This is a genomic window from Paracoccus sp. SJTW-4 (genome assembly GCF_047716885.1).
Classification (GTDB): Bacteria; Pseudomonadota; Alphaproteobacteria; order Rhodobacterales; family Rhodobacteraceae; genus Paracoccus; species Paracoccus solventivorans.
Genome location: NZ_CP136681.1, coordinates 1,240,284 through 1,262,665, shown reverse-complemented (window position 1 = coordinate 1,262,665; position 22,382 = coordinate 1,240,284). Strand labels below are relative to the sequence as shown.

Annotated in this window: 16 protein-coding genes; 11 read left to right on the top strand and 5 right to left on the bottom strand. The window is 70.9% G+C overall.

Annotated features, from left to right (window positions below):
* Positions 1-83: 83 nt before the first annotated feature.
* Positions 84-1,055 carry a DUF808 domain-containing protein gene (locus RSP45_RS06170; RefSeq protein ID WP_415393639.1) on the bottom strand — a complete coding sequence of 324 codons (972 nt, stop codon included), beginning with the start codon at positions 1,053-1,055 and terminating at the stop codon, positions 84-86.
* 178 nt (positions 1,056-1,233) lie between these two features.
* On the opposite strand from RSP45_RS06170, the gene cobS reads away from it, so the two are divergent.
* A complete protein-coding gene (gene cobS / locus RSP45_RS06165; RefSeq protein WP_415393638.1) occupies positions 1,234-2,214 on the top strand; it encodes a cobaltochelatase subunit CobS in 981 nt (326 codons plus the stop codon).
* 45 nt (positions 2,215-2,259) lie between these two features.
* Positions 2,260-3,300 (top strand): glycosyltransferase 61 family protein, encoded by a 1,041-nt coding sequence (locus tag RSP45_RS06160; RefSeq protein WP_415393637.1) that lies wholly within the window; start codon positions 2,260-2,262, stop codon positions 3,298-3,300.
* A 242-nt stretch (positions 3,301-3,542) separates the two neighbouring features.
* Here RSP45_RS06160 and RSP45_RS06155 read toward each other — a convergent pair whose 3' ends face one another.
* On the bottom strand, positions 3,543-4,127 hold the full coding sequence (locus RSP45_RS06155) for an NADPH-dependent FMN reductase (RefSeq protein ID WP_415393636.1): 585 nt from the start codon (positions 4,125-4,127) through the stop codon (positions 3,543-3,545).
* Between the two features lie 85 nt (positions 4,128-4,212).
* On the opposite strand from RSP45_RS06155, the gene RSP45_RS06150 reads away from it, so the two are divergent.
* Positions 4,213-4,602, top strand: a complete 390-nt coding sequence (locus RSP45_RS06150; RefSeq protein ID WP_073060348.1) for a winged helix-turn-helix transcriptional regulator — start codon at positions 4,213-4,215, stop codon at positions 4,600-4,602.
* Here the strand turns inward: RSP45_RS06150 and RSP45_RS06145 are convergent.
* A complete protein-coding gene (locus tag RSP45_RS06145; protein WP_415393635.1) occupies positions 4,587-5,048 on the bottom strand; it encodes a hypothetical protein in 462 nt (153 codons plus the stop codon). The genes RSP45_RS06150 and RSP45_RS06145 overlap by 16 nt on opposite strands.
* Positions 5,049-5,202: 154 nt before the next feature.
* On the opposite strand from RSP45_RS06145, the gene cobT reads away from it, so the two are divergent.
* The 7 genes from cobT (at position 5,203) to aspS (ending at position 15,135) form a co-directional block, all read left to right on the top strand.
* Entirely contained in the window at positions 5,203-7,071 is a 1,869-nt protein-coding gene (gene cobT, locus RSP45_RS06140; protein ID WP_415393634.1) for a cobaltochelatase subunit CobT, read from the top strand.
* A gap of 43 nt (positions 7,072-7,114) precedes the next feature.
* Positions 7,115-8,305, top strand: coding sequence for a patatin-like phospholipase family protein (locus RSP45_RS06135; protein WP_415393633.1), 1,191 nt, complete (start codon positions 7,115-7,117; stop codon positions 8,303-8,305).
* Between the two features lie 2 nt (positions 8,306-8,307).
* Complete coding sequence (locus RSP45_RS06130) at positions 8,308-10,098, top strand: aminopeptidase P family protein (protein WP_415394008.1); 1,791 nt, start codon at positions 8,308-8,310, stop codon at positions 10,096-10,098.
* Between the two features lie 215 nt (positions 10,099-10,313).
* Positions 10,314-11,699 carry an FAD-binding oxidoreductase gene (locus tag RSP45_RS06125; protein WP_073060334.1) on the top strand — a complete coding sequence of 462 codons (1,386 nt, stop codon included), beginning with the start codon at positions 10,314-10,316 and terminating at the stop codon, positions 11,697-11,699.
* Positions 11,700-11,850: 151 nt separating this feature from the next.
* Complete coding sequence (locus tag RSP45_RS06120; RefSeq protein WP_415393632.1) at positions 11,851-12,645, top strand: GH25 family lysozyme; 795 nt, start codon at positions 11,851-11,853, stop codon at positions 12,643-12,645.
* Between the two features lie 3 nt (positions 12,646-12,648).
* Positions 12,649-13,287, top strand: a complete 639-nt coding sequence (locus RSP45_RS06115) for a type II CAAX prenyl endopeptidase Rce1 family protein (RefSeq protein ID WP_415393631.1) — start codon at positions 12,649-12,651, stop codon at positions 13,285-13,287.
* Positions 13,288-13,356: 69 nt separating this feature from the next.
* Positions 13,357-15,135, top strand: a complete 1,779-nt coding sequence (gene aspS, locus RSP45_RS06110) for an aspartate--tRNA ligase (RefSeq protein WP_415393630.1) — start codon at positions 13,357-13,359, stop codon at positions 15,133-15,135.
* Between the two features lie 457 nt (positions 15,136-15,592).
* Here the strand turns inward: aspS and RSP45_RS06105 are convergent, their stop codons facing one another.
* Both RSP45_RS06105 and RSP45_RS06100 read right to left on the bottom strand, forming a co-directional pair.
* Positions 15,593-16,249, bottom strand: a complete 657-nt coding sequence (locus RSP45_RS06105) for a TerC family protein (RefSeq protein WP_415393629.1) — start codon at positions 16,247-16,249, stop codon at positions 15,593-15,595.
* 326 nt (positions 16,250-16,575) lie between these two features.
* Positions 16,576-17,736, bottom strand: a complete 1,161-nt coding sequence (locus RSP45_RS06100) for an SIMPL domain-containing protein (RefSeq protein ID WP_415393628.1) — start codon at positions 17,734-17,736, stop codon at positions 16,576-16,578.
* A gap of 196 nt (positions 17,737-17,932) precedes the next feature.
* On the opposite strand from RSP45_RS06100, the gene RSP45_RS06095 reads away from it, so the two are divergent.
* Positions 17,933-22,309 carry a hypothetical protein gene (locus RSP45_RS06095; protein ID WP_415393627.1) on the top strand — a complete coding sequence of 1,459 codons (4,377 nt, stop codon included), beginning with the start codon at positions 17,933-17,935 and terminating at the stop codon, positions 22,307-22,309.
* Positions 22,310-22,382 lie beyond the last annotated feature (73 nt).

Genomic DNA, 22,382 nt, shown 5'->3' with positions numbered 1-22,382 from the left:
CCGAGCTGAGGGGGCAGGAAACCGGGTTGAGCAAGCGCCCGGCCCATGACGCCGCGGCGCCGGGTTGCGGGGCTGAGGGGTGCTCAGGCCGGGGTGCCGAACAGCGCCCGCGCCCGCCGCCAGGCCGGCACCAGCACCGCGTTGCTGAGCGGGATCAGCAGCAGCCCCAGCGCCAGCCCGAAGATCCCGTCCAGCACCGCTGTGACCAGCCAGCCGACCACCGCCGCCGCCTGCGGGACCGCCTGACTCGCCAGCTCGGACCAGTGGCGGATCGTCTCGTAAGGCAGCGAAAAGCCCAGCACCTCCAGCCCGTGCAGCACGATATTGCCCCCGACCCACAGCATCGCCGCAGTGCCGATCACGGTCAGCGCCTGCATGAACCCGGGCATCGCCTTGACCAGCGTGCGCCCGGCGGCGCGCAGCCAGCCGCCGCGGGTGCGCACCAGCGCCAGCCCGTAATCGTCCGCCTTCACGATCAGCGCCACCGCCCCATAGACCGCCGCGGTGATCGACAGCGCCACCACCAGCAGCACCGCCGTGCGCATCGCCAGCCCCTGCCCGGGCGGGATCGCCGCCAGCGCGATGGTCATGATCTCGGCCGAGAGGATGAAATCGGTCTTGATCGCGCCGGCGACCTTGGATTCTTCCAGGTGAGTGGGGTCGTCGGGCTCGGTGGTTTCCGGCGATACGTGCTCGGCATGCGGGACCAGCGCGTGCCAGACCTTTTCGGCGCCCTCGAAGCACAGATAGGCGCCGCCCAGCATCAGCAGCGGCGTGATCAGCCAGGGCGCGAACTGCGACAGGATCAGCGCCGCGGGCAGCAGGACCACCACCTTGTTGAACACTGACCCCTTGGCGATGCGCCAGACAATCGGGATCTCGCGGCTGGCGTCGAAGCCGTGGACGTATTTCGGCGTCACCGCCGCGTCGTCGATCACCGCGCCGGCGGCCTTGGCCCCGGCCTTGGCCGACATTCCGGCCACGTCATCCACCGATGCCGCTGCCACCTTGGCGATTCCCGCCACATCGTCGAGAAGTGCGATCAGTCCGCTCATTCCGCCCGCTTTCGCTGTCCCGGCCCGTCTTCCCCCGCGATCTGCGTGCGTCCCCGGACCCACCGGCCAACGCGCGCACCCGTCGCGAGGTTCAGCGCCCGTGCATCAGGTATCACGCCTTGCGCACGCGGCAAGGATGTTCCATCACCGGGCCTGAGGACTGAAAGGACGTGGAACGATGGCCGATCTGGATGTGAACGCGAAACCCACCGAAGAGATCGACCTTCGCGACGTCTTCGGCATCGACAGCGACATGAAGGTCAAGGGGTTCGCGCAGCGCACCGACCGGGTGCCGGATCTGGACCCGACCTACAAGTTCGACCCTGACACGACTTTGGCGATTCTGGCTGGGTTCGTCTATAACCGCCGGGTGATGATCCAAGGCTATCACGGCACCGGCAAATCCACCCATATCGAGCAGGTGGCGGCGCGGCTGAACTGGCCCTGCGTGCGGGTGAACCTGGACAGCCATGTCAGCCGCATCGACCTGATCGGCAAGGATGCGATCAAGCTGGTGGACGGCAAGCAGGTCACGGTCTTCCACGAGGGCATCCTGCCCTGGGCCCTGCGCAACCCCACCGCCATCGTGTTCGACGAATACGACGCCGGCCGCGCCGACGTGATGTTCGTGATCCAGCGCGTGCTGGAGGCCGACGGCAAGCTGACCCTGCTGGACCAGAACGAGGTCATCACCCCCAACCCGTATTTCCGCCTGTTCGCCACCGCGAACACCGTGGGCCTGGGCGACACCACCGGCCTTTATCACGGCACCCAGCAGATCAACCAGGGCCAGATGGACCGCTGGTCGCTGGTTTCGACGCTGAACTACCTGTCCCACGACGCCGAGGTCGCGATCGTGCTGTCCAAGAACCCGACCTACAACACCGAAAAGGGCCGCCGCACCATCAGCCAGATGGTGACGCTGGCGGACCTGACCCGCACCGCCTTCATGCAGGGCGACCTTTCCACGGTGATGAGCCCGCGCACCGTGATCGCCTGGGCGCAGAACGCCCGCATCTTCGGCGACAACATCGGCTATGCCTTCCGCCTGACCTTCCTGAACAAATGCGACGAGCTGGAACGCCAGACGGTGGCCGAGTTCTACCAACGCCTGTTCGACGAGGAGCTGCCGGAAAGCGCCGTGGTCAAGGCGGGGTGATGGGGTGCATCTTGCATGACAGCGTCATGACAAGAGAAATTGCAGATGATTCGGTTTCGGGCCTGCGGAAATATCCTGAAATCGAAGCTGCATTTGGGCAGAGCTCTCGAAGACGCCGCAGTTTCCACTGACATAATTGAAGGCGAGGTGACCGAACCGGCTGCGCCGCTGCGCATCCTGCCGGGAATGCTGGACAGGGTGACGCATGGCGTTGCCGGCCACAGCACCGCCTCGCAGGAACTGGCCGTAGCAACGGCCGCGGTTTTCGTTCACGCCCCGGTCGTCAGATACACCCTGCGGGATTGCCTGGTGCACCGCGGAGGCGTCGAATACGCCGGCGGTTTCGTGGCGAAATCGCGAAAGCTCCTCGATCGCCTTCCACTTGAACCCATCGCGACCGAGGCGCGGAAATCCTACTGCATGTCGCTGGTCAGCCATATCTATTTCGGACATTGGCTGACGGACGCCTGTGCGACCGCATTGCTTGCGGATGAAGCCGAGGACGTTATCCTTGATGCGCGTCCCGATTGGCCGGACACTGCCATCTACGCGCGGGCGTTCGGCCTCAGGGCAACCCCGGCCGCTGCAATGCGCGTTGCAGAGCTTCAGCTTTATTCCGATTTCTCTCAGGGCGCGTCGAAGCGCCGGCGCTATGACACGCTCAAGCAGCGTTTGCGGCAATCCGTTCGGATGGATGCGGGCGAATCCCGCCCCGTTTTCCTCAAGCGCGGGGCAAGTGGCGTGGCCCGTCCAATCGCCGGAGAAGCTGCGCTTTGCGAGCGGCTTGCGGCCGCGGGCTATGATATCATCGACCTTGCGGCGACCGATTTCAACGAACGCTATCGACGGCTGGCCGCAGCCTCCGTCGTGGTGACAGTCGACGGGAGCCACGTCAATCATGCGTTTTTTGCAATGCGTGCCGGGGCGGGGGTGGTCAGCCTGATCCCCTCCGACCGGTTCACGATGCGCGAGCGTGGCGTAGCCCACGGCTTTGGCCTGAATTACGGCTGCGTCGTCATGCAGCCGTCGGAAGCCGGCTATGTTGCCGACCCGGAAGAGATATTCCGGACGGTCGATCTTTTTTGAAACTCGGGGCGGCTGCTGGAATCGGCCCGCAGTTCTGGCGGTCTTTGGGCGGCCGGTGACGGGCCGGGCGACAATAGCTCGAACGTGCCTCGATCCATCGTGCGTTTGCCGGTGCTGCCTTTCATAATTCGGCACTTCCGAATTGTGGCGGCAGAGCCTTTGGGCGGTCCCTGCCGAGAGAGCCGTCAGAAACCGCCATTCCCCGATAAGGCGCCGCGTGCAAAGCGGCGCCTTTGCCGGCTTCAGCCCTCGCGCGCGGCCTTGGTCGCCTTGGTCCACCAGACCAGCTCGTCCAGCATCGCGTCCAGCGAGGGCTTCAGGATCCCCTCGATCTCGGTCAGGGGGGCGTTCTGGCCGCCGCTCCAGACCTTGAAGAAATCGCTGCCGCCGATGTGGACGGCGTTGCGCAGCGGCACCATCTGCACCTCGACCATCACGTTGCGCAGATGCTCCAGCGAGCGGGCGCCGCCCATCGAGCCATAGGCCAGCGCGCCGCCGGGCTTGCGGTTCCAGCCCACGTAATCCTGGTCGAAGGCGTTCTTCAGCGCCGCCGGTATCGAGTGGTTGTATTCGGCCAGCACGAACAGATAGCCGTCGAACCCGGCCACCTTCTGCTGCCAGCGCTGCGCGCGTTCGTCCTGTGACGGCACCCAGGCGTTCGAGGCCGCCTCGTCGAAGAACGGCAGGTCATAGTCGCGCAGGTCCACCAGCTCGAAATCCAGCTCGGGGTGGTTGGCGACCTGCTCCATCAGCCAGGCGGCGGGCTTGTCGGCGAAGCGTGCCTTGCGGGTCGAGCTGATGATGACGGCGATTCTGGGCTTGGACATTGCGGTCTCCGTGATTAACTTGGTTTCCATAAGATACTTCGGGTCAGTTAGAGACCTGCGCCGGACCCCGCAAGAAGGCACCACAATGATACCAACCGACACCCATGACACCGGCACCTGCCAGCGCATTAGCGAGCTTCTGTCCCGCATCGGCGACAAATGGACGCTGCTGATCGTGCGCGCGCTGGGGCAGGGGCCGAAACGGTTCTCGGCGCTCAAGCGCGAGCTGGGCAGCATCTCGCAGAAGATGCTGACGCGGACGCTGCGCAACCTGGAACGCGACGGCTTCGTGGACCGCAAGGTGACGCCGGTGACGCCGCCGCAGGTGGAATATGCGCTGACCCCGCTGGGGATGGACCTGTTCCGCCCGATCGCGGCGCTGGCGGAATGGACCTTTGCCCATGCGGATGCGATCGACGCGGCGCGCCATGCCTATGATGCGCGCCACCCCGACCCGGATCATCGGGCGGCGTAATCCATCAGCGCCCGGAACAGCTCGGGCGGCAGGTTCTGCGGGTCGGTGATGGTGATGGTGCTGCCCGGCGGCAGCGCCTCGGGCGCCGCGGGGGCGGCCGGGGCGATTCCCCCGCCGGGATGGCGCGCCAGCGGCGGCAGCGCCGGCATCCCGGCCGGCGCCGCCACCGGCCCCTGCGCGGCCAGCGCCTGCGCCTGCGCCTCGGCCAGCCGGGTATCCAGTGCCTTAGCGCGGTCCGCCTCGATCCGGGCCAGCTGCGCGTTCACCTGCGCCTGCACGTCGGCCTGGATCTGCGCGGTGACCGCCCCCATCTGCGCGTTCACCGCCTCGACCCCGGCCGAGAATCCCTCGCGCCAGGCCGCCTCGGCTGCCGCGCCGCACTCGGGCGACTCGGCCGCAAGCGGCAGGGGCAGCATCGCCGCCACCAGAACCAGCATCGCCCGCATCCCGCCTCCTTTCCGTTCCCGCCAGCCGAACGCACCGCCCACGCGCAGGTTTCATCGCTTCTTTCTGGCGCAAATACCCCGGGGTCCGGGGCAGCGCCCCGGTCCGGCGGCAAAGCTTATGGACAGCCGCCGCCGAACGGCTCAAAACACCGGTATGAAAAGATCCGACAACCCCGCCGATCCGTTCAAGAAGGCCTTGGCCGAGGCGACGCGCGCGCTGGCCGACGAGCATGAGCTGACCGTCACCTTTACCGCCGACCCCTCGGGGGTGGCGGGCGACACCATGCGCCTGCCGCAGGTCAGCCGGCGGATGACCCGCGACGAGATCCTGCAGGCCCGCGGTACCGCCGACGCGCTGGCGATGAAGCTGCGCCACCACGACCCCGCCACCCACGCCCGCTACGCCCCCGCCGGCCCGATGGCGCGCGAGCTTTATGAGGCGATGGAGACCGCGCGCTGCGAGGCCCTGGGCGCGCGCGAGATGCCCGGCGCGCTGTCGAACATCGACGCGAAGATCGGGGCCGAGGCCGAGCGGCGCGGGTTTGCGCAGATCAAGTCGCCCTCGGACGCGCCGCTGGCGGCGGCGGCGGGCTATATCCTGCGTCAGGCCGCCACCGGCCGGCCGCTGCCGCATGCGGCGCAGCATGTCGCCGATCTGTGGCGCCCCTTCGTCGAGCAGCAGGCGGCCGAGGCGCTGGCCGATGTCGGCACGGCGCTGCCCGACCAGGCGGCATTCGCCCGGCTGGCGCGGCGGATGATCGCCGATCTCGGCTACGGCGACCAGCTGGGCGAGGACCCCGACCAGCCCGAACCCGACGCCCCCGACGAGGATGCCGAGCAGCAGCAGGAATCGGGCAGCGAGGAATCCGCCGAACAGGCCGACGCCGAGGATACCGAGGCCAGCCCCGAGCGCAGCCAGGATCGCACCCAGGAGGAGCGCCAGGCCCAGGTGAGCCTGGACGACCAGTCCGACGACGAGCTGGTCGAGGACGCCGAGCAGCCCGATAGCGAGATGCCGCCCGAGCTGCCGCCCCCGGTCAGCGAGGCCAGCCCCGACTACAAGGTTTATACCCAGGCTTTCGACGAGGAGATCCGGGCCGAGGACCTTGCCGACCCGGCAGAGCTCGAACGGCTGCGCGCCTATCTCGACAAGCAGCTGGAACCGCTGCGCGGCGCGGTCAGCCGTCTTGCCAACAAGCTGCAGCGCCGCCTGCAGGCCCAGCAGAACCGCAGCTGGGAGTTCGACAAGGAGGAAGGGGTTCTGGACGCCGGCCGTCTGGCGCGCGTGGTCGCCAACCCGACCACACCGCTGTCCTTCAAGGTCGAGAAGGACACCGAGTTCCGCGACACCGTGGTGACCATCCTCATCGACAACTCGGGCTCGATGCGCGGCCGCCCGATCTCCATCGCCGCGATCTGCGCCGATGTGCTGGCGCGCACGCTGGAGCGCTGCTCGGTCAAGGTCGAGCTGCTGGGCTTCACCACCCGCGCCTGGAAAGGCGGGCAGAGCCGCGAGAAATGGCTCAAGGACGGGCGCCCGGCCGGGCCGGGGCGGCTGAACGACCTGCGCCACATCATCTACAAGGGCGCGGATGCGCCGTGGCGGCGGGTGCGGCCGAACCTCGGGCTGATGATGAAAGAGGGGCTGCTCAAGGAAAACATCGACGGCGAGGCGCTGGAATGGGCGCATCGGCGGCTGGTCCGGCGGGCCGAGGCCCGGCGCATCCTGATGGTGATTTCCGACGGCGCGCCGGTCGATGATTCCACCCTGTCGGTGAACCCGGCGAATTATCTGGAAAAGCACCTGCGCGACGTGATCGCGATGATCGAGCGGCGGCGGCAGGTGGAACTGATCGCCATCGGCATCGGCCACGACGTGACCCGCTATTACCAGCGGGCGGTGACGATCACCGATGTGGAACAGCTGGCCGGCGCCATGACCGAGCAGCTGGCGGCGCTGTTCGAGGCCGACCCCCGCAAGCGCGCCCGCGCCATGGCGGTCGGCGGTCGGCGGGGGTTCTGACGGCAGCGCCGGGACGCGCCCGCCGGGGACAGGAGGTTTCGCGATGCTGAACACCCGTTTGCCGCGTCGTGCGGTGCTGGCGCTGACAGCGCCCGCGGCGCTGTCGGCCTGCGGGCTGACCGCGGCGCGCTTTACGGCCGACCCGCCGCCCGAGGGGGTCGAGGCGGCGCCCCCGGGCTATCATGCGATCCGCGCCTGGGGCGATCTGTCCGGCTCGCCCGAGATTCTGGCGGACGACCCGGCGCATGATCTGCTGACCTCGGCCGCGCGGGTGGACATGCTGGCGCTGTCGGGGGGCAGCGACGGCGGCGCCTATGGGGCGGGGTTCCTCAAGGGCTGGACCGAGCGCGGCGACCGGCCGCAGTTCGATTACGTCACCGGGGTCTCGACCGGGGCGCTGATCGCGCCGCTGGCGTTTCTGGGGCCGGGCTACGACCCGCTGCTGGAACATTTCTATACCGAGACCCGCAGCGCCGACGTGCTGCTGCTGAAGCCGCTGCAGGTGCTGACCGGGGCGCCGGCGGTGGGCGACCCCACGCCCCTGCGCCGCCGCATCGCCGCCATCGTGACGCCGCGGATGGTCGACGCCATCGCGGCCGAGCGCCTGCGCGGGCGGCTGCTGCTGGTCGGCACCACCAACCTGGATGCGCAGCGGCAGGTGATCTGGGACATCGGGCGCATCGCGGCCTCGGGGCAGCCCGACCGGGTGGAGCTGATCCGGCAGGTGCTGCTGGCCTCGGCCTCGATCCCCGGGGCGTTCCCGCCGGTGCCGATCGAGGTGGTGGCGGACGGGCAGCGCTATTCGGAACTGCATGTCGACGGCGGTGTGACCCACGGCATCTTCGCCTATCCGCCCTCGGTCCGGCTGCCGCGGCGGCGGGGGCAGCAGCGCAACCTGTGGGTGATCCGCAACTCCAAGCTGGCGCCCGAGCTGCGCGCCACCAAGGGCTCGGCCGTGGCGGTGGTGGAACGCGGGCTTGATACGATGATCAAGTCGCAGGCCCACAGCGACATGGACACCATCGCCCGGCAGGCGCGCCGCGACGGGTTCCGGCTGCGGATGACCGCGGTGCCGCCGGATTTTCCCTATATCTCCAGCGTGCCGTTCGATCCGCTCTACATGCAGACGCTGTTCCGCACCGGATACGCCGCCGGGCGCTCGGGCCGCGCCTGGGCCGACGATATCGCGCCGCTGATGGGGGCGGTCGTGGCGCAGACGGCGGGCGAGGGATGACCATGTGGCAGGATTTCAGCAATGCCGCCGACCCCGCCGCCGCGGCGCCGCGGGTGGCGGCGCTGCGCCGGCTGATGGCGCGCGAGGGGCTGGACGCGGTGATCGTGCCGCGCGCCGATGCCTGGCAGGGCGAATACGTGGCCGATGCCGATGCGCGGCTGCGCTGGCTGACCGGGTTTTCCGGCAGCGCCGGTTTCGCCATCGTCACCGCGCTGCAGGCGGGGGTGTTCATCGACGGCCGCTACCGCGTGCAGGTGCGGGCCGAGACCGACCCGGCGATCTTCACCCCGGTGCCGTGGCTGGAAACCTCGGCCGCCACCTGGCTGCGCGAGGCGCTGCCCCATGGCGGCGCGCTGGGGTTCGATGCGTGGCTGCACAGCCGTGCCGAGATCGAGGCGCTGTCCCGCGGGTTGGACGGCAGCGGCGTCACCCTGCGCGCGATTGCGAACCCGGTCGATGCGATCTGGCCGGACCGCCCGGCGCCGCCGCAGGGGGCCGCGCGGGTGCATGACCCGGCGCTGGCCGGGGTAAGCGCGGCCGAGCGGCGCGGGATCGTGGCGCAGGTGCTGCGCGCGGCCGGGCAGGGGGCGACGGTGCTGACCCTGCCCGATTCCATCGCCTGGCTGCTGAACATCCGCGGCGCCGACATCCCCCGCAACCCGGTGGTGCAAGCCTTTGCCACCGTGGACGCCGAAGGCCGGGTCGGGCTTTACGCCGACCCCGCCAAGTTCGACGCGCAGGTCCGCGCGCATCTGGGCAACGGCGTGACCATTGCCCCGCCCGAGCAGTTCGCCGCCGGGCTGGCGGCGCTGCCGGGCGTGGTGCGGCTGGACCCCGACAGCGCCCCCGAGGCGGTGTTTCGCGCCTTGGAAGCGGCGGGGCGAGAGATCGCCCGCGACCGCGACCCGGTGGCGCTGCCCAAGGCGCGCAAGACCCCGGCCGAGCTGGCCGGAATGCGCGCCGCCCATCGCCGCGACGCGGTGGCGATGATCCGGGCGCTGGCCTGGATCGACGCGCAGGCGCCCGGCCGCTTCACCGAAATCGACGTGGTGCGCGCGCTGGAACGCTTCCGGGTCGAGGCCGGAGCCATCGACATCAGCTTCGACACCATCTGCGGGGCCGGGCCGAACGGCGCCATCGTGCATTACCGCGTGACCGAGGCCACCAACCGCACCATCCGCCCGGGCGATCTGCTGCTGCTCGATTCGGGCGGCCAATATCCCGACGGCACCACCGACATCACCCGCACCATCGCCACCGGCCCGGCGTCCGAGGTGGCGCGCGATGCCTATACCCGGGTGCTGCAGGGGATGATCGGGCTGAGCCGGCTGCGCTTTCCCCGCGGCATGGCCGGGCGCGACATCGAGGCGGTGGCGCGCGCGCCGCTGTGGACGGCGGGGCTGGATTTCGACCACGGCACCGGCCACGGCGTCGGCGCGGCGCTCTGCGTGCACGAGGGGCCGCTGCGGATCTCCCGCCGCTCGGAATTGCCGCTGGAGCCGGGGATGATCTTTTCCAACGAGCCCGGCTATTACCGCGAGGGCGAGTGGGGCATCCGCATCGAGAACCTGATCGCGGTCGAGCCCGCCCCCAGCCCAGACGGCCGCGACATGCTGGGGTTCGAGACCCTGACCCTGGTCCCCATCGACCGCCGGCTGATCGAACCGGGGATGCTCAGCCGGGCCGAGATCGCCTGGCTGGACGCCTATCACGCCAGGGTGCGCACCGAGATCGGGCCGCTGCTGCCCGAGGGGCTGCGCGGCTGGCTGGAACAGGCGACGGCGCCGCTGTAACGGCGCGGGCAGTCGGGGGCGCTGCCCCCGCCGTCTGCGGCCACTGCCGTGGCCTTGTTCGCTGAAAACAGTCCACAGGACTGTTTTCCGGGCGCTTACAAGCCCCCGGGATATTTGGGCCATGATGAAAGCCCCTGTTGCCGCAGGGGCGCGATCTGGTCTTGAGGGCGGCGGGGCGCGGTGGCAGATTTGCGCCGGCCTTGAGGAGTCCGAAAATGCCCATATCCGAGAATGTCCTGTCCGAACTGCGCGCCGTCCTGGGCGAGCGGCTGTCGACCGGCGAATCCGAACGCGCGCTGCATGGGGCGTCCGAGACGTTCCACCGCGCGCCGCCCCCCGATGCGGTGGCGTTTCCGGTCGATACGGGCGAGGTCTCGGCGATCCTGAAGATCTGCAACGCCCATGGCGTGCCGGTGATCGGCTGGGGCACCGGCACCTCGCTGGAAGGCCACGCGCTGGCGATCCATGGCGGGCTGGTGGTGGACCTGATGCGGATGGACCGCGTGCTTGAGATCCGCCCCGAGGACATGCTGGCCGTGGTCCAGCCCGGGGTGACGCGCGCGGCGCTGAACACCGAACTGCGCGCCACCGGGCTGATGTTCCCGATCGATCCCGGCGCCAATGCCAGCCTGGGCGGCATGGCCGCGACCCGGGCCAGCGGCACCACTGCGGTGCGTTACGGCACCATGCGGCAGAACGTGCTGGCGCTCGAGGTGGTGCTGGCCGACGGGCGGGTGATCCGCACCGGCACGCGGGCGGCGAAATCCAGCGCCGGCTATGACCTGACCGCGCTGATGGTGGGTTCGGAAGGCACGCTGGGCATCATCACCGAGCTGACCCTGCGGCTTTACGGTCAGCCCGAGGATATCTCGGCCGCCGTCTGCGCCTTTCCCACCCTGACCGAAGCGGTGACCTGCGTGGCGCAGACCATGCAGATGGGCATCCCCATGGCGCGGATCGAGTTCATGAACCCGCTGGCGATGCGGGCGATCAACCTCGAGCTCGGGGTCGAGCGGTACCCCGAAAAGCCGCATCTGCTGGTCGAGTTCACCGGCTCGCCCGATTCGGTGCGCGCGGATGCCGAGGCGTTCGGCGCCGTGGTGGCCGAAAATCACGGCGAGGGGTTCGAGTGGGCCTCGGACCGCGACGATCGCAACCGGCTGTGGGCGGCGCGCCATGCCTCCTACACCGCCTCGCTGAAGCTGCGGCCGGGGGCGACCGGGGTGGTGACCGATATCTGCGTGCCGATGTCGGAACTGCCCGGCGCGGTGGCGGCGGCAGCCGCGGACATGGAGGAGGCCGGGATCTTCGGCAATATCGTCGGCCATGTCGGCGACGGCAATTTCCACACGCTGATGCTGGTCGAGCCGGGCAACGAGGCCGAGATCGCCGACGCCAAGCGCATCGCCCGCCGCATGGCCGAGCGGGCGCTGAAGGTCGGCGGCACCATCAGCGGCGAACACGGGGTGGGCATCGGCAAGCTGGACCTGATGCGCGACCAGCATGGCGAGGACGCCATTGCCGCGATGCAGGCGATCAAGCGGGCGCTGGACCCCAACAACATCATGAACCCGGGCAAGCTGGTGCCGGGGGTGAACTGACCCGGCGCGGCCCGGCGCGCGTGCAGGCGGCAGGGCCTGACGCGTTCGTGATCCTGCCACGCGACCGCGCCGAAAATCCCGGCGTGGTCTTGGGCATTGGCCTGTGGAATAATCCCCGCCAAAGATACCAAGAAACTTCACGAGGCGGGACATGAGACATTGGATCAGGGCGGCTGCCTTGGTAGCGGTGGCGGCGCTGGCGGCCTGCGGCGGCGGCGGGCATCGCGGCATCGTCGGCGGCACCTATACGGGCGGCGCGGTGCCCGCGTTCGGCGATACCGCGCCCCATGTATGGAAGCACGGCCACCCCTATAACCTGCCGGTGCATGGCGTCGACGTTTCGCGCTATCAGGGCGACGTGGACTGGCATGCGGCGCGCCGGGCCGGGGTCAGCTTCGCCTTCATCAAGGCGACCGAGGGGGGCGACCACTCGGACCCCAACTTCCGCCGCTATTGGGCCCAGACGCGGGCGGCGGGGATCCCGCGCGGCGCCTATCACTTCTATTACTTCTGCCGCGGCGGGGCCGAGCAGGCTGCATGGTTCATCGCCAATGTCCCGCGCGAGCGCGGCGCGCTGCCGCCGGTGCTGGACCTGGAATGGAACCACGCCTCGCGCAACTGCCGCCACAAGCCCTCGGCCGCCGAGGTCCAGCGCGAGGTCTCGGCCTTCATCTCGGTCATCACCCAGTATTACGGGCAGCGGCCGATCATCTACACCACGGTCGATTTCTACCGCGACACCAACATCCGCCACCTGAACGCCGATTTCTGGCTGCGCTCGGTCGCCGACCACCCGCGCGAGACCTATCCGGGCCAGCGCTGGACCTTCTGGCAATATACCGGCACCGGCACCGCGCCGGGGTTCCGGGGCAATGTCGACCTGAACGCCTTTGCCGGCAACCGGGCGCAGTGGAACATGTGGCTGGGCGCAAGGATGCAGCGATAGCGGATGGAGCGGCGCGCCACCCTCTGGGCCGAGTTCGTGGCGCTGTTCGTCGGCGCGCCGCTGGCCATCGCGCTGCTGCTGCCGCCCCGGCTGATGTTCGGGGCGCTGTTCGGTTTCACGCTGGCGGGGCTGGGGCTGCTGTGGTGGACCGGCAATTTCGACTGGCGCAACCTGTTGCGGGGCTGGGGCAGGGTGCGTTGGGGCTGGTCGGCGCTGTTCGGGCTGGCGGTGGCGGCGGTGGGGCTGGCGATCATGCGCTGGGGCAACCCCGGGTTCCTGCCGCATCTGTCGCCCGAAAGGCTGCGGTTCCTGTTGATGCTGTGGTGCCTTTACCCGCTGCTGTCGGCGCTGCCGCAAGAGCTGATCTTCCGCGCGCTGTTCTTTCACCGCTACGGGCGGCTGTTCCCGACCCCGGGCCGGGCGGCGCTGGCCAATGCGGCGCTGTTTTCGCTGGCGCATCTGATGTACTGGTCATGGGTCGTGGCGGCGCTGACCTTTGCCGGCGGCTGGATCTTTGCGCAGACCTACCAGCGCCGCGGCTTTCCGGCGACCTGGGTGCTGCACGCCATCGCCGGCAACGTGCTGTTCACCGTCGGCATGGGCCGGTATTTCTGGTCGGGCAACGTGGTGGCGCCGTTCTAGGCGTCGCTGCTGCTTGACTTGGCGCCGCTGGCGGCGTTGATGCGGGACCGAAAACAAAGGGGACGCGCCATGAACGCCTATCGCAGCCACACCTGCGGCCAGTTGACCGCCACCGACGCCGGGAACCCCGTGCGCCTGTCGGGCTGGGTGCACCGGGTGCGCGACCATGGCGGCGTGCTGTTCATCGACCTGCGCGACCATTACGGCATCACCCAGGTGATCGCCGACAGCGACTCGGCCGCGTTTCCGGTGCTGGAGCGGCTGCGCGCGGAAACCGTGATCCGCATCGACGGCCGGGTGAAGCTGCGCGACGCCAGCCTGGTGAACCCCAAGCTGCCCACCGGCGAGATCGAGGTCTATGCGACCGGGGTCGAGGTGCTGGGCCCCGCGGACGAGCTGCCCCTGCCGGTGTTCGGCGACCACGACTACCCCGAGGAAACCCGGCTGGCCTATCGCTTCATCGACCTGCGCCGCGACAGCCTGCACAACAACATCATGCTGCGGTCGCGGGTGGTGAAATGGCTGCGCGACCGCATGTGGGACGCCGGTTTCACCGAGTTCCAGACCCCGATCATCACCGCGTCGTCGCCCGAGGGGGCGCGCGACTTCCTGGTGCCCTCGCGGCTGCATCCGGGCAAGTTCTATGCGCTGCCGCAGGCCCCGCAGCAGTTCAAGCAGCTGATCATGGTCGCGGGCTTCGACCGCTATTTCCAGATCGCGCCCTGTTTCCGCGATGAAGACCCGCGCGCCGACCGCTCGCCCACCGATTTCTACCAGCTCGACGTGGAAATGTCATTTGTCGAGCAGGAGGACGTGTTCGCCGCCATCCAGCCGGTGATTCAGGGCCTGTTCGAGACCTTCGGCAACGGCCGCCGCGTCGATGCCGACTGGCCGCTGATCCCCTATGCGGAGTCGATGCTGAAATACGGCACCGACAAGCCCGACCTGCGCAACCCGATCGAGATGCAGGTGGTGTCCGACCACTTCCGCGGCTCGGGCTTCGGCATCTTCGCCAAGCTGCTGGAACAGGACGGCACCGAGATCCGCGCCATTCCCGCCCCCGGCGGCGGCTCGCGCAAGTTCGCCGACCGGATGAATGCGTTCGCCCAAGCGCAGGGCCTGCCGGGGATGGGGTATATCTTCTGGCGAAAGGCCGAGGACGGCGTGACCGAGGCCGCCGGCCCCATCGCCAAGGCCCTCGGCCCTGAAAAGACCGAGGCGATCCGCACCCAGCTGGGGCTGGGCGAGGGCGACGCGGTGTTCTTCCTGGGCGGCAAGCCCGAGAGCTTCGAGGCGGTCGCCGGCCGCGCCCGCACCGAGATCGGCCGCGAGCTGGGGCTGATCGACGAGAACCAGTTCAAGTTCGCGTGGATCGTCGATTTCCCGATGTATGAAAAGACCGACGAGGGGAAGATCGACTTTTCGCACAACCCGTTCTCGATGCCGCAGGGGGGCTTGGACGCGCTCAATGGCGACCCGCTGGCGGTCAAGGGCTATCAGTACGACCTCGCCTGCAACGGCTATGAGCTGGTCAGCGGCGCGATCCGCAACCACAAGCCCGAGATCATGTTCAAGGCGTTCGAGCTGGCCGGCTATCCGGCCTCCGAGGTCGAAAAGCGCTTTGGCGGCATGGTCAAGGCGTTCCGCTATGGCGCCCCCCCGCACGGTGGCTGCGCGGCGGGGATCGACCGTATCGTGATGCTGCTGGCGGATGAGCAGAACATCCGCGAGGTCATCATGTTCCCGATGAACCAGCGCGCCGAGGACCTGATGATGGGCGCGCCCAGCGAGCCCACCAACGAGCAGCTGCGCGAGCTGCGGCTGCGGGTGCTGCCGAAGGACGCCTGAGCCCGGGCGGTGCGGGCGGGGGTGCTGCCCCTGCCTTACTGCCGGAAACGGGTGCACCGGACCGGCAGGAATGGCCTTGAGGGCGGTTTCCTGACCCGCCTTCTGTTCCGGGTGCGCGGAAGTCCCGGATATTCAGGGCAAGATGAAAGAGAACGGCGGGCGGCGGCGGTGACGCCAGCCGCAAAAGCATTGCGCCGCTGCGATGGGATCGCGGCGGCCGCTTGGGTGTCAGGGGGAGAGGGGCCGACGGCTCAGGCCGCCATCTCCATCGCCACGGCGACTTCGTGCCAGCCTTTCCCAGATCATCCGCAGGCCGATGAACATGCTGTTCAGCAGGCCGGTCCAGGCGGTTCTGATGAAAGAAGATTTGCGGCGGTGCCGCTGGCCGCAAAAGCATTGCGCCGCTGCGATGGGATCGCGGCGGCGCCTTGGTGTCAGGGGGAGGGGTGGCGGCGGCTCAGGCTGCCATCTCCATCGCCACGGCGACTTCGTGCCAGCCTTCCCAGATCATCCGCAGGGCGACGAACAGAATGATCAGCAGACCGATCCAGGCGATCCAGCGGAAGCGGTTGATCAGCCGCGCGATCCAGGTCGAGGCCAGCCCCATCAGCGCGATCGACAGCACCAGCCCGATCACCAGCACGTCAAGGTGATGGCGCGCCGCGCCGGCTACCGCCAGCACGTTGTCCAGCGACATCGACACGTCGGCGATGATGATCTGCGTCACCGCCTGTCCCAGCGTCTTGCGCTTGCCCTCGGCCGGACGCTCGGCGATGCTGACGTCGGCGTCGGCCAGCGCCTCGTGCGCGGCCACATGGTCATGGCCCGCGCCCGAGCGCAGCTCGCGCCACATCTTCCACGACACCCACAGCAGCAGGATGCCCCCCGCCAGCAGCAGCCCGGTGATCGCCAGCAGCTGGGTGGTGATCAGCGCAAAGCCGATGCGCATGACGGTGGCGGCGCCGATCCCGATCAGGATCGCCTTGTTGCGCTGGTCGCGCGGCAGGCCGGCGGCCGCCAGCCCGATGACGATGGCGTTGTCGCCCGCCAGCACGAGGTCGATTGCGATGACCTGGAACAGCGCCCCGATCCAGTCGCCGGTCAAGAAGTGCATGTCGTTCCTTTCCTGCTGCCTGGCCGGGCGCGGTGACGGCCGGCCCGGGCGTCGCCGCCCCGGTCTGCCGCGCCGCCCAGCCCGCCTGCGGTCGCGGTCCGATAAACCCTGCGCAAGCCGAGCGCAATGGGATCAGTCGCGCCCTGGGATGCGGCAAGCCGCGCGCCCCGGCGCCAGGTCGTTGGGGACGGGAGGCCGGGTGACGGGGCGCGCTTGCATGGAAAAGGCGGGGTCAGGGCCCCGCCTGTCGGTTTGCTGCGGCCCCGGGGCAGCGGCGGGCGAGGTGGTCCCCCGCCCTCATCCGCTGCTGCGTGCCGTCGCGCGGCTCAGTTCGCCGGGGTTCCGGCATCGGGCGCCGCGGGCTGCGGCTGCGGTGCGGCAGGTGCTGGCTGCTCTGCCTGCGGGGCGGCCGCCGGCGCAGAGGGCGCACCCGGGGCGGGGGCCACGGGCGCCGGGGCTGCGGCCGGAGGCTGCGGCGGCGTGCCGGCCCCGCTTCCCGGCACCGGCCCGGGCTGGCCCATGCCCGGCCCGCCGGGCGCCTGCGGGGGCATCCCATGCATCCCGTGCATTCCGCCATGCATCCCGCCCGGCATCCCCATGGGACCGCCCGGCATTCCCGGGCCGCCGCAGGCGGGCTGGGCACCGGCGGGCAGCATCGTCCACACCCCGGTCACCGCGGCGGTGATGGTCAGCTGCCCGGCCTCGATCGGGGTGCTTTGCGCATCGGCGGCGCGGGCCATCATCATCTCCATCGGCCGGGGCCCGCCCGAGCGGGTGGCGTCGGTCAGCGATTGCAGCGGCCCCAGCACCATGCCGGCAGCCTGGGCGATGACCTCGGCACGGCGGCGCGCCTCGACCACGGCGGCGGCGCGGGCCTCATCCTCGGCGGCGGCGGCATCTTCGCGGGTGAAGCTGATGCCGCGCACATCGGTGGCGCCGGCCTCGACCATCGCGTCCAGCAGCGCTCCCAGCTGCGGGATGTCGCGCACCCGCGCGGTCACGATGTTCTGCGCCTGGTAGCCGGTGATCAGCGGCGGCTGCCCCTCGCGCGAATAATCCTGCATCGGCGACAGGTTCAGCCCCTGGGTCTGCAGGTCCTCGGGGGCGATGCCCTGGGCGCGCAGCACCTCGATGATGGCGCTTTGCCTGGTGGCGTTGTCGGCCATGGCCTGGGCCGCGGTCTCGGCCTGGGTGGTCACTCCGATGGACACGGTGGCGAGATCCGGGGCGACATTCGTGCGCCCCTCGCCCTGCACGTCGATCGTGGCCGGCCGCATCGGCGCGCCGGCGGCATAGCCCGGCCCCGCATGGCCCGGCCCGCAATGCCCCATCGGATGGGCCGCGGCCGGGGTCGCCGCCAGCATCGCCAACGCCGCGGCGCCCGCCAGCAGCCCCGCCGACGCCCCGATCAGCCCTGCCGGCGCGCCCCCCGCCAGCCGCGCGGGTGCGCCCCGGGAAAGCGAAAACTTGCGTGAGACCAAAGCCATGTGCATTCCTTTCTTCCGACCCCGCGGCGGGGCCTTCCTGCCATTGCTTCGGCAACGCCGGCTTGGGACGCAAGGGTCCCTCACGATATGGTGTTTCTCTTTGCACGGACGTGCAACTGCGCTATCCATTGGGATGAGCAGTCAACGGACCGGATCGCGATCAACGACGACCGGCCAGAACAGAAAAGCACCGGCCATGAACACGCGGTCCGCGCCCGATTTTGCCCTGTCGTTCAGCAGCGATGCTGTGCATCTGATGGAACGGACGGCCGCGCCCGGCCAGTTCCCGCGCTGGACCGAGGTCTCGGTCGCGCCCTTCGATGCGCCGGATTTCCGGGCCGAGATGGCGCGGCTGCGCCGCCTGGCCGCCAACGGCCCCGAGGCGCTGGTGGCGCTGATCATCCCCGAGGACCAGATCCTCTATACCTCGCTGCCGGCGGCGGCGGGGGCGGATCTGGGCCCGGCGCTGGACGGGCTGACCCCGTATGCGGTGGACGAGCTGTCCTGGGACTGGCGCCCTGCCGGGGACGACCGCCTGCGCGTCGCTGCCGTCGCCCGCCAGACCCTGCGCGAGGCCGAGGATTTCGCCCGCAGCCACGGCTTCGCCGCCGCCGGCTTCCTCGGCGACCCGGCCGAGGGCCAGTTCCCCGCCGCCCCGCAATTCCGCGATGCCGTCGACGCCGAGGAGCTGCCGGCCCCGGCCGCGCAGGGCGATCTGGACCTGAGCGGGGACCTGCCTGAGCCGCCGGCGGAAGCCTCCGGGACCGGAGCGTCGGAGGAGGGCGCCGCGGCGCTGCAGGCCGGGGACGGCGATGACAGTGCCGTGGAGGGCGGGGCTGCGGCTGGGCGGCGGGAGTCTGCGGTGGCCGAGCCCGCCGAGGCGGCTGCGGTCGGGGCCTATGATGAGGCTGCGGCCGAGTTTCCCGAGGCGGTGTCAACCAGGACCTTTCATGCGGTTGCGGCCGAGGTTTCTGCTGTGTCCGAGGCCGGGACCGCTGATACAGCCGTGGCTGGGACCCCCGAGGCGGCGCCGGCCGGGACCATTGGCGCAGCTGCGGCTGAGCCCCCTGCGGCGGTGCCGGGCGGGGCCTCTGATGCAGCTGCGGCCGAGTTCCCCGATGCGACTGGGGGCGAGTTTTCTGATACGGCCGTGGCCGGCGCCCCTGATACGGCCGGAGCGTCGGTTGCAGCCGACACAGCGGCCTCGTCCCTCGTGTCGGAGGCATTGGATGCGGAGACTCCGCACCCCGCGCCTGCCGACGATGCCGCAGGTGCTGCCGGGACGCAGGGTTCCCATCGCCGCGCCGTTATGCCGGCGGCTGATGCCCCGACCTCTCATGCATCCGCTGCAGGTGCGCCTGCTGCTCTTGCGCCTGCGGCCGCAGCATCTGCGCCCCATGCGACAGGCGCAGCGATGCCCGCGTCGGCGGTGCCCGCCAGCGATATCCCGCCTGCTGCCGCTGCATCGGTTGCCCATGCGCTCACTGCCGCTGGGCCTGCTGTCGGTGCGTCTGCCGTCGCCCGGACCTCGCGCGCAGATGCCGAACTGCCTGCGGATGCGTCGCCCGTCGCTGCGGCCGAGGATGCGGTGCCTGCTTCGAAGGCCCCTACCGACGCTGCTGCATTGGCCGATGCTGGTGCACCGGGTGCCGCTGCGTCGGGACGCCATGCGCAGGCTACCGAGACCCTCCCACAGAATTTTCGCCCTCGGGGGAACGTCGCGCCCGCTGATCTCTCGGCTTCTCATGCCGCTGCTACTGCTACGCCTGCTTCGCAGACTGCGGCCGACGCAGCCTCTGCCTCCGCTGCCCGTGCGCCGGGACGCCATGCGCAGATTGACGAGACCTCTGCCACCCTTCCACCGGACTTCCGCACCCGGGGGGACGGTGCGCCCACCGAGCTCTCGGCTTCCCCTGCCGACACTGTCGCCATGCCTGCTTCGCAGACGCCGGCCGCCTCCGCTGCCCGTGCGCCCATAACCGCGGAGCCGGCCTCTGCCGCGGCGCGCCCATCCCGTTCCGCGTCCGCTGCTGCGGCACCCGCGCTACCCGAGGTCACCGCCTTCCTTCCCGATGAGCTTGCCGCCGCGCGGGTCGGGCCGGCCGGGCCGGTGCGCACGGCGCCCCCGCCGCCGCCCTCGGATCTGATCGCCGAGCACGAGGCCCCCATTCTGCCGCGGGTTCCGGCCGAGCTGTCGCCGCGGGCCCGCGCGGTGCTGGACCGGGCCGCCGCGGCGCGGCTGGTGCGGGGTGAGGCCCCGGCGCTGCCCGAACGCCATCCCGGCTCTCGCGGCGGGGTGGGGGCGCTGCTGGTGATGCTGGGGGCGCTGCTGCTGGGGCTGACGCTGATCTGGGCCTTTGTCACCCCCTCGACGCGCGGGCCGGACATGGCCTCGACCCCGGATGTGGCGGGCAGCACCGGTGTTGCCACGACGGCGACCGGGACGGCAGGGCAGGGCGGCCCCCCCGGGGTTGCGGCTGGCACCACTCCTGCGCCTTCTGCACCGCCTGCATCGCCTGTTCCAGCCACCGGCACCGTTGCCGCACCCGCTTCGTCGGGGCCGGAGGGCGGGACCCCAGCCACCGATGCGCGGGCCGCGGCGCCGCTTTCCCCGACTGAGGGCACTTCCGCCGCCAGCGTTCCCGTTGGTGGCGCACCCGCTGTCGATACGCCGGCGGCCGGCACTCCGGCGGCAACCGCCTCTGCCACCGGCGGCGTGGCGGCCGGGTCGCCGGCCCCGGCAGCGCAGGGTAGCGCCACTTCCGCCACCGATCCGGCGGCGGCGCCGGGGACTGCCGCGACGGTGCCCGAAACAGGCGCGGCCGTCGAGACCGCGACTCCGGGAGCCATTGCAACCTCCCCCGCGTCCAGGGCTCCGGCTTCGACGCCCGATTCCACGTCGCCCGCCGCCACGGTCACCGGCGCCGATCCGGCGGCCACTGTCCCTGCAACCCCCGCCGGAACCACGGCGGCGAGTGAAGGCGTAGCGTCCACCGGCACCGCGGCAGACGCCACGCAGCTCGCCGCCCCAACCCCCGCTGGAGCCACCCCGGCCAGCGAGAGCGGCACCCTGGCAGACGCCACGGCGACCGCGCCGAACGCCCCGCCTGCCGCCACCGGCCGGCCGGCGCTCGCGCCGCGGCGGCCCGAGCCTGCGGCCGCGCCGCCTGCGGCGACGGCGGATCAACTGCCGGCGGTGGTGCCGGGGCGGCGGGCGCTGACCCGCTCTGAACGGCCGAGCAGCCGGCCGGCGGCAGTGCGGCAGCAGCAGGCCCCGGCGGCCACCCGCGCGCCCGCGGCCACGGTCCCGGCTGCGACCAGCCAGCCCACGCGCCCGGCGCGACCGCCGCCCCCGGCCGCGCGCCCCGCGCCCGCGGCGCGGCCGCCCGCGCGCCGGGCGGCGCCTGCCGCCGCCGCCTCGACCCCAACCCCCGCTGCGGCTCCCGCTGCGGCCACGGCTCCGCGCCCGTCCAGCGCCCGCCCGGCGCCGCGCCCCGAGGAAGGCTCGGCCAACGAAGCCGCCACCGCGGCCGAGATGACTGCGGCCGAGGCGGTGGCCGCGGATGCGCTGCTGGCCGATCTTTACGCCTTCAACCCTGCGCTGCGGCGGCTGTCGGCGCCCGTCGCCGACCGCGGTCCGCTGCTGGCGCAGGCCCGCCCGGCCCCCCGCCCGGGCCGCGCCGCCTCTGCCGTCGATGCGGCGATTGCCGAAGCGGTGGCCGCCAAGCCCGCGCCCGCGCCGGCCGCGCAGGCCCCCGCCCGCGCCACGGTCGCCGGCAACCGCCCCAGCCCCCGGCCGGGGCGTGCGGGCGCGCCCTCTGAAACCGCAGTGGCCAGCGCCCTGGCCGAGGCCGTTGCCAGCGCCAACCCCGCCGCCGGCCGGCCGCTGGCCAGCGCCGGCGCGCCGCTGCGCAAGCCGGCCCGCGCCGCCACCGCGCTGGCCCCGGTCCGCGACGCCGAGGCCGAGGCGGTCGCCATCGCCGCGGCGGCGGCGATGCGCCCGGTGGCACCGCTGCCCTCGCCCCGCCAGCAGGTGGCCCCCGAGGCCGCGCCCTCTGCGGCCCCGCCGGCCGCCGCCGCCCCGCCGGCCGACGATCTCGCCCAACGCGCCCGCGACGAAGAGCTGCAGCGCCAGGCCGAGGAACGCGCCCGCGCCCGCGCCCAGACCGACGCGCAGGCCGAGGCCCAGGCCCGTGCCGAGGCCGAGGCCCGCGCCCGGGCCCAGGCCGAGGCCGAGCGCCAGGCTGCCATCGCCTCGCAGGGCTCCTACCGCCCGCCCGAGGTGGATGACGAACCCGAGATCGCGCAGAAAGCCGCGCAGGGCACCACCGCCGGCGACGTGGCCCGCAACGCCACCCAGCGCGGGTTCGAGGCCGGCAAGACCCAGGTCATCGGGGTGATCGGCGCCGGCCGCGCCAGCCGCGGGCTGATCCGCCTGCGCAACGGCCGCATCGTCACCGTGCGCATCGGGGACAAGATCGACGGCGGCGCCATCAACAAGATCGGCGACGGCAAGATCACCTATGTCAAGGGCGGCCGCACCTACAACCTGCCGATCATGAACGGCAGGTAAGCCCCCGGGAACCGCGCGGCGCCACTTGCCGTGCGGGCCTTGCGGCAATAGAACCGGCGCAACCCTGCCGGAG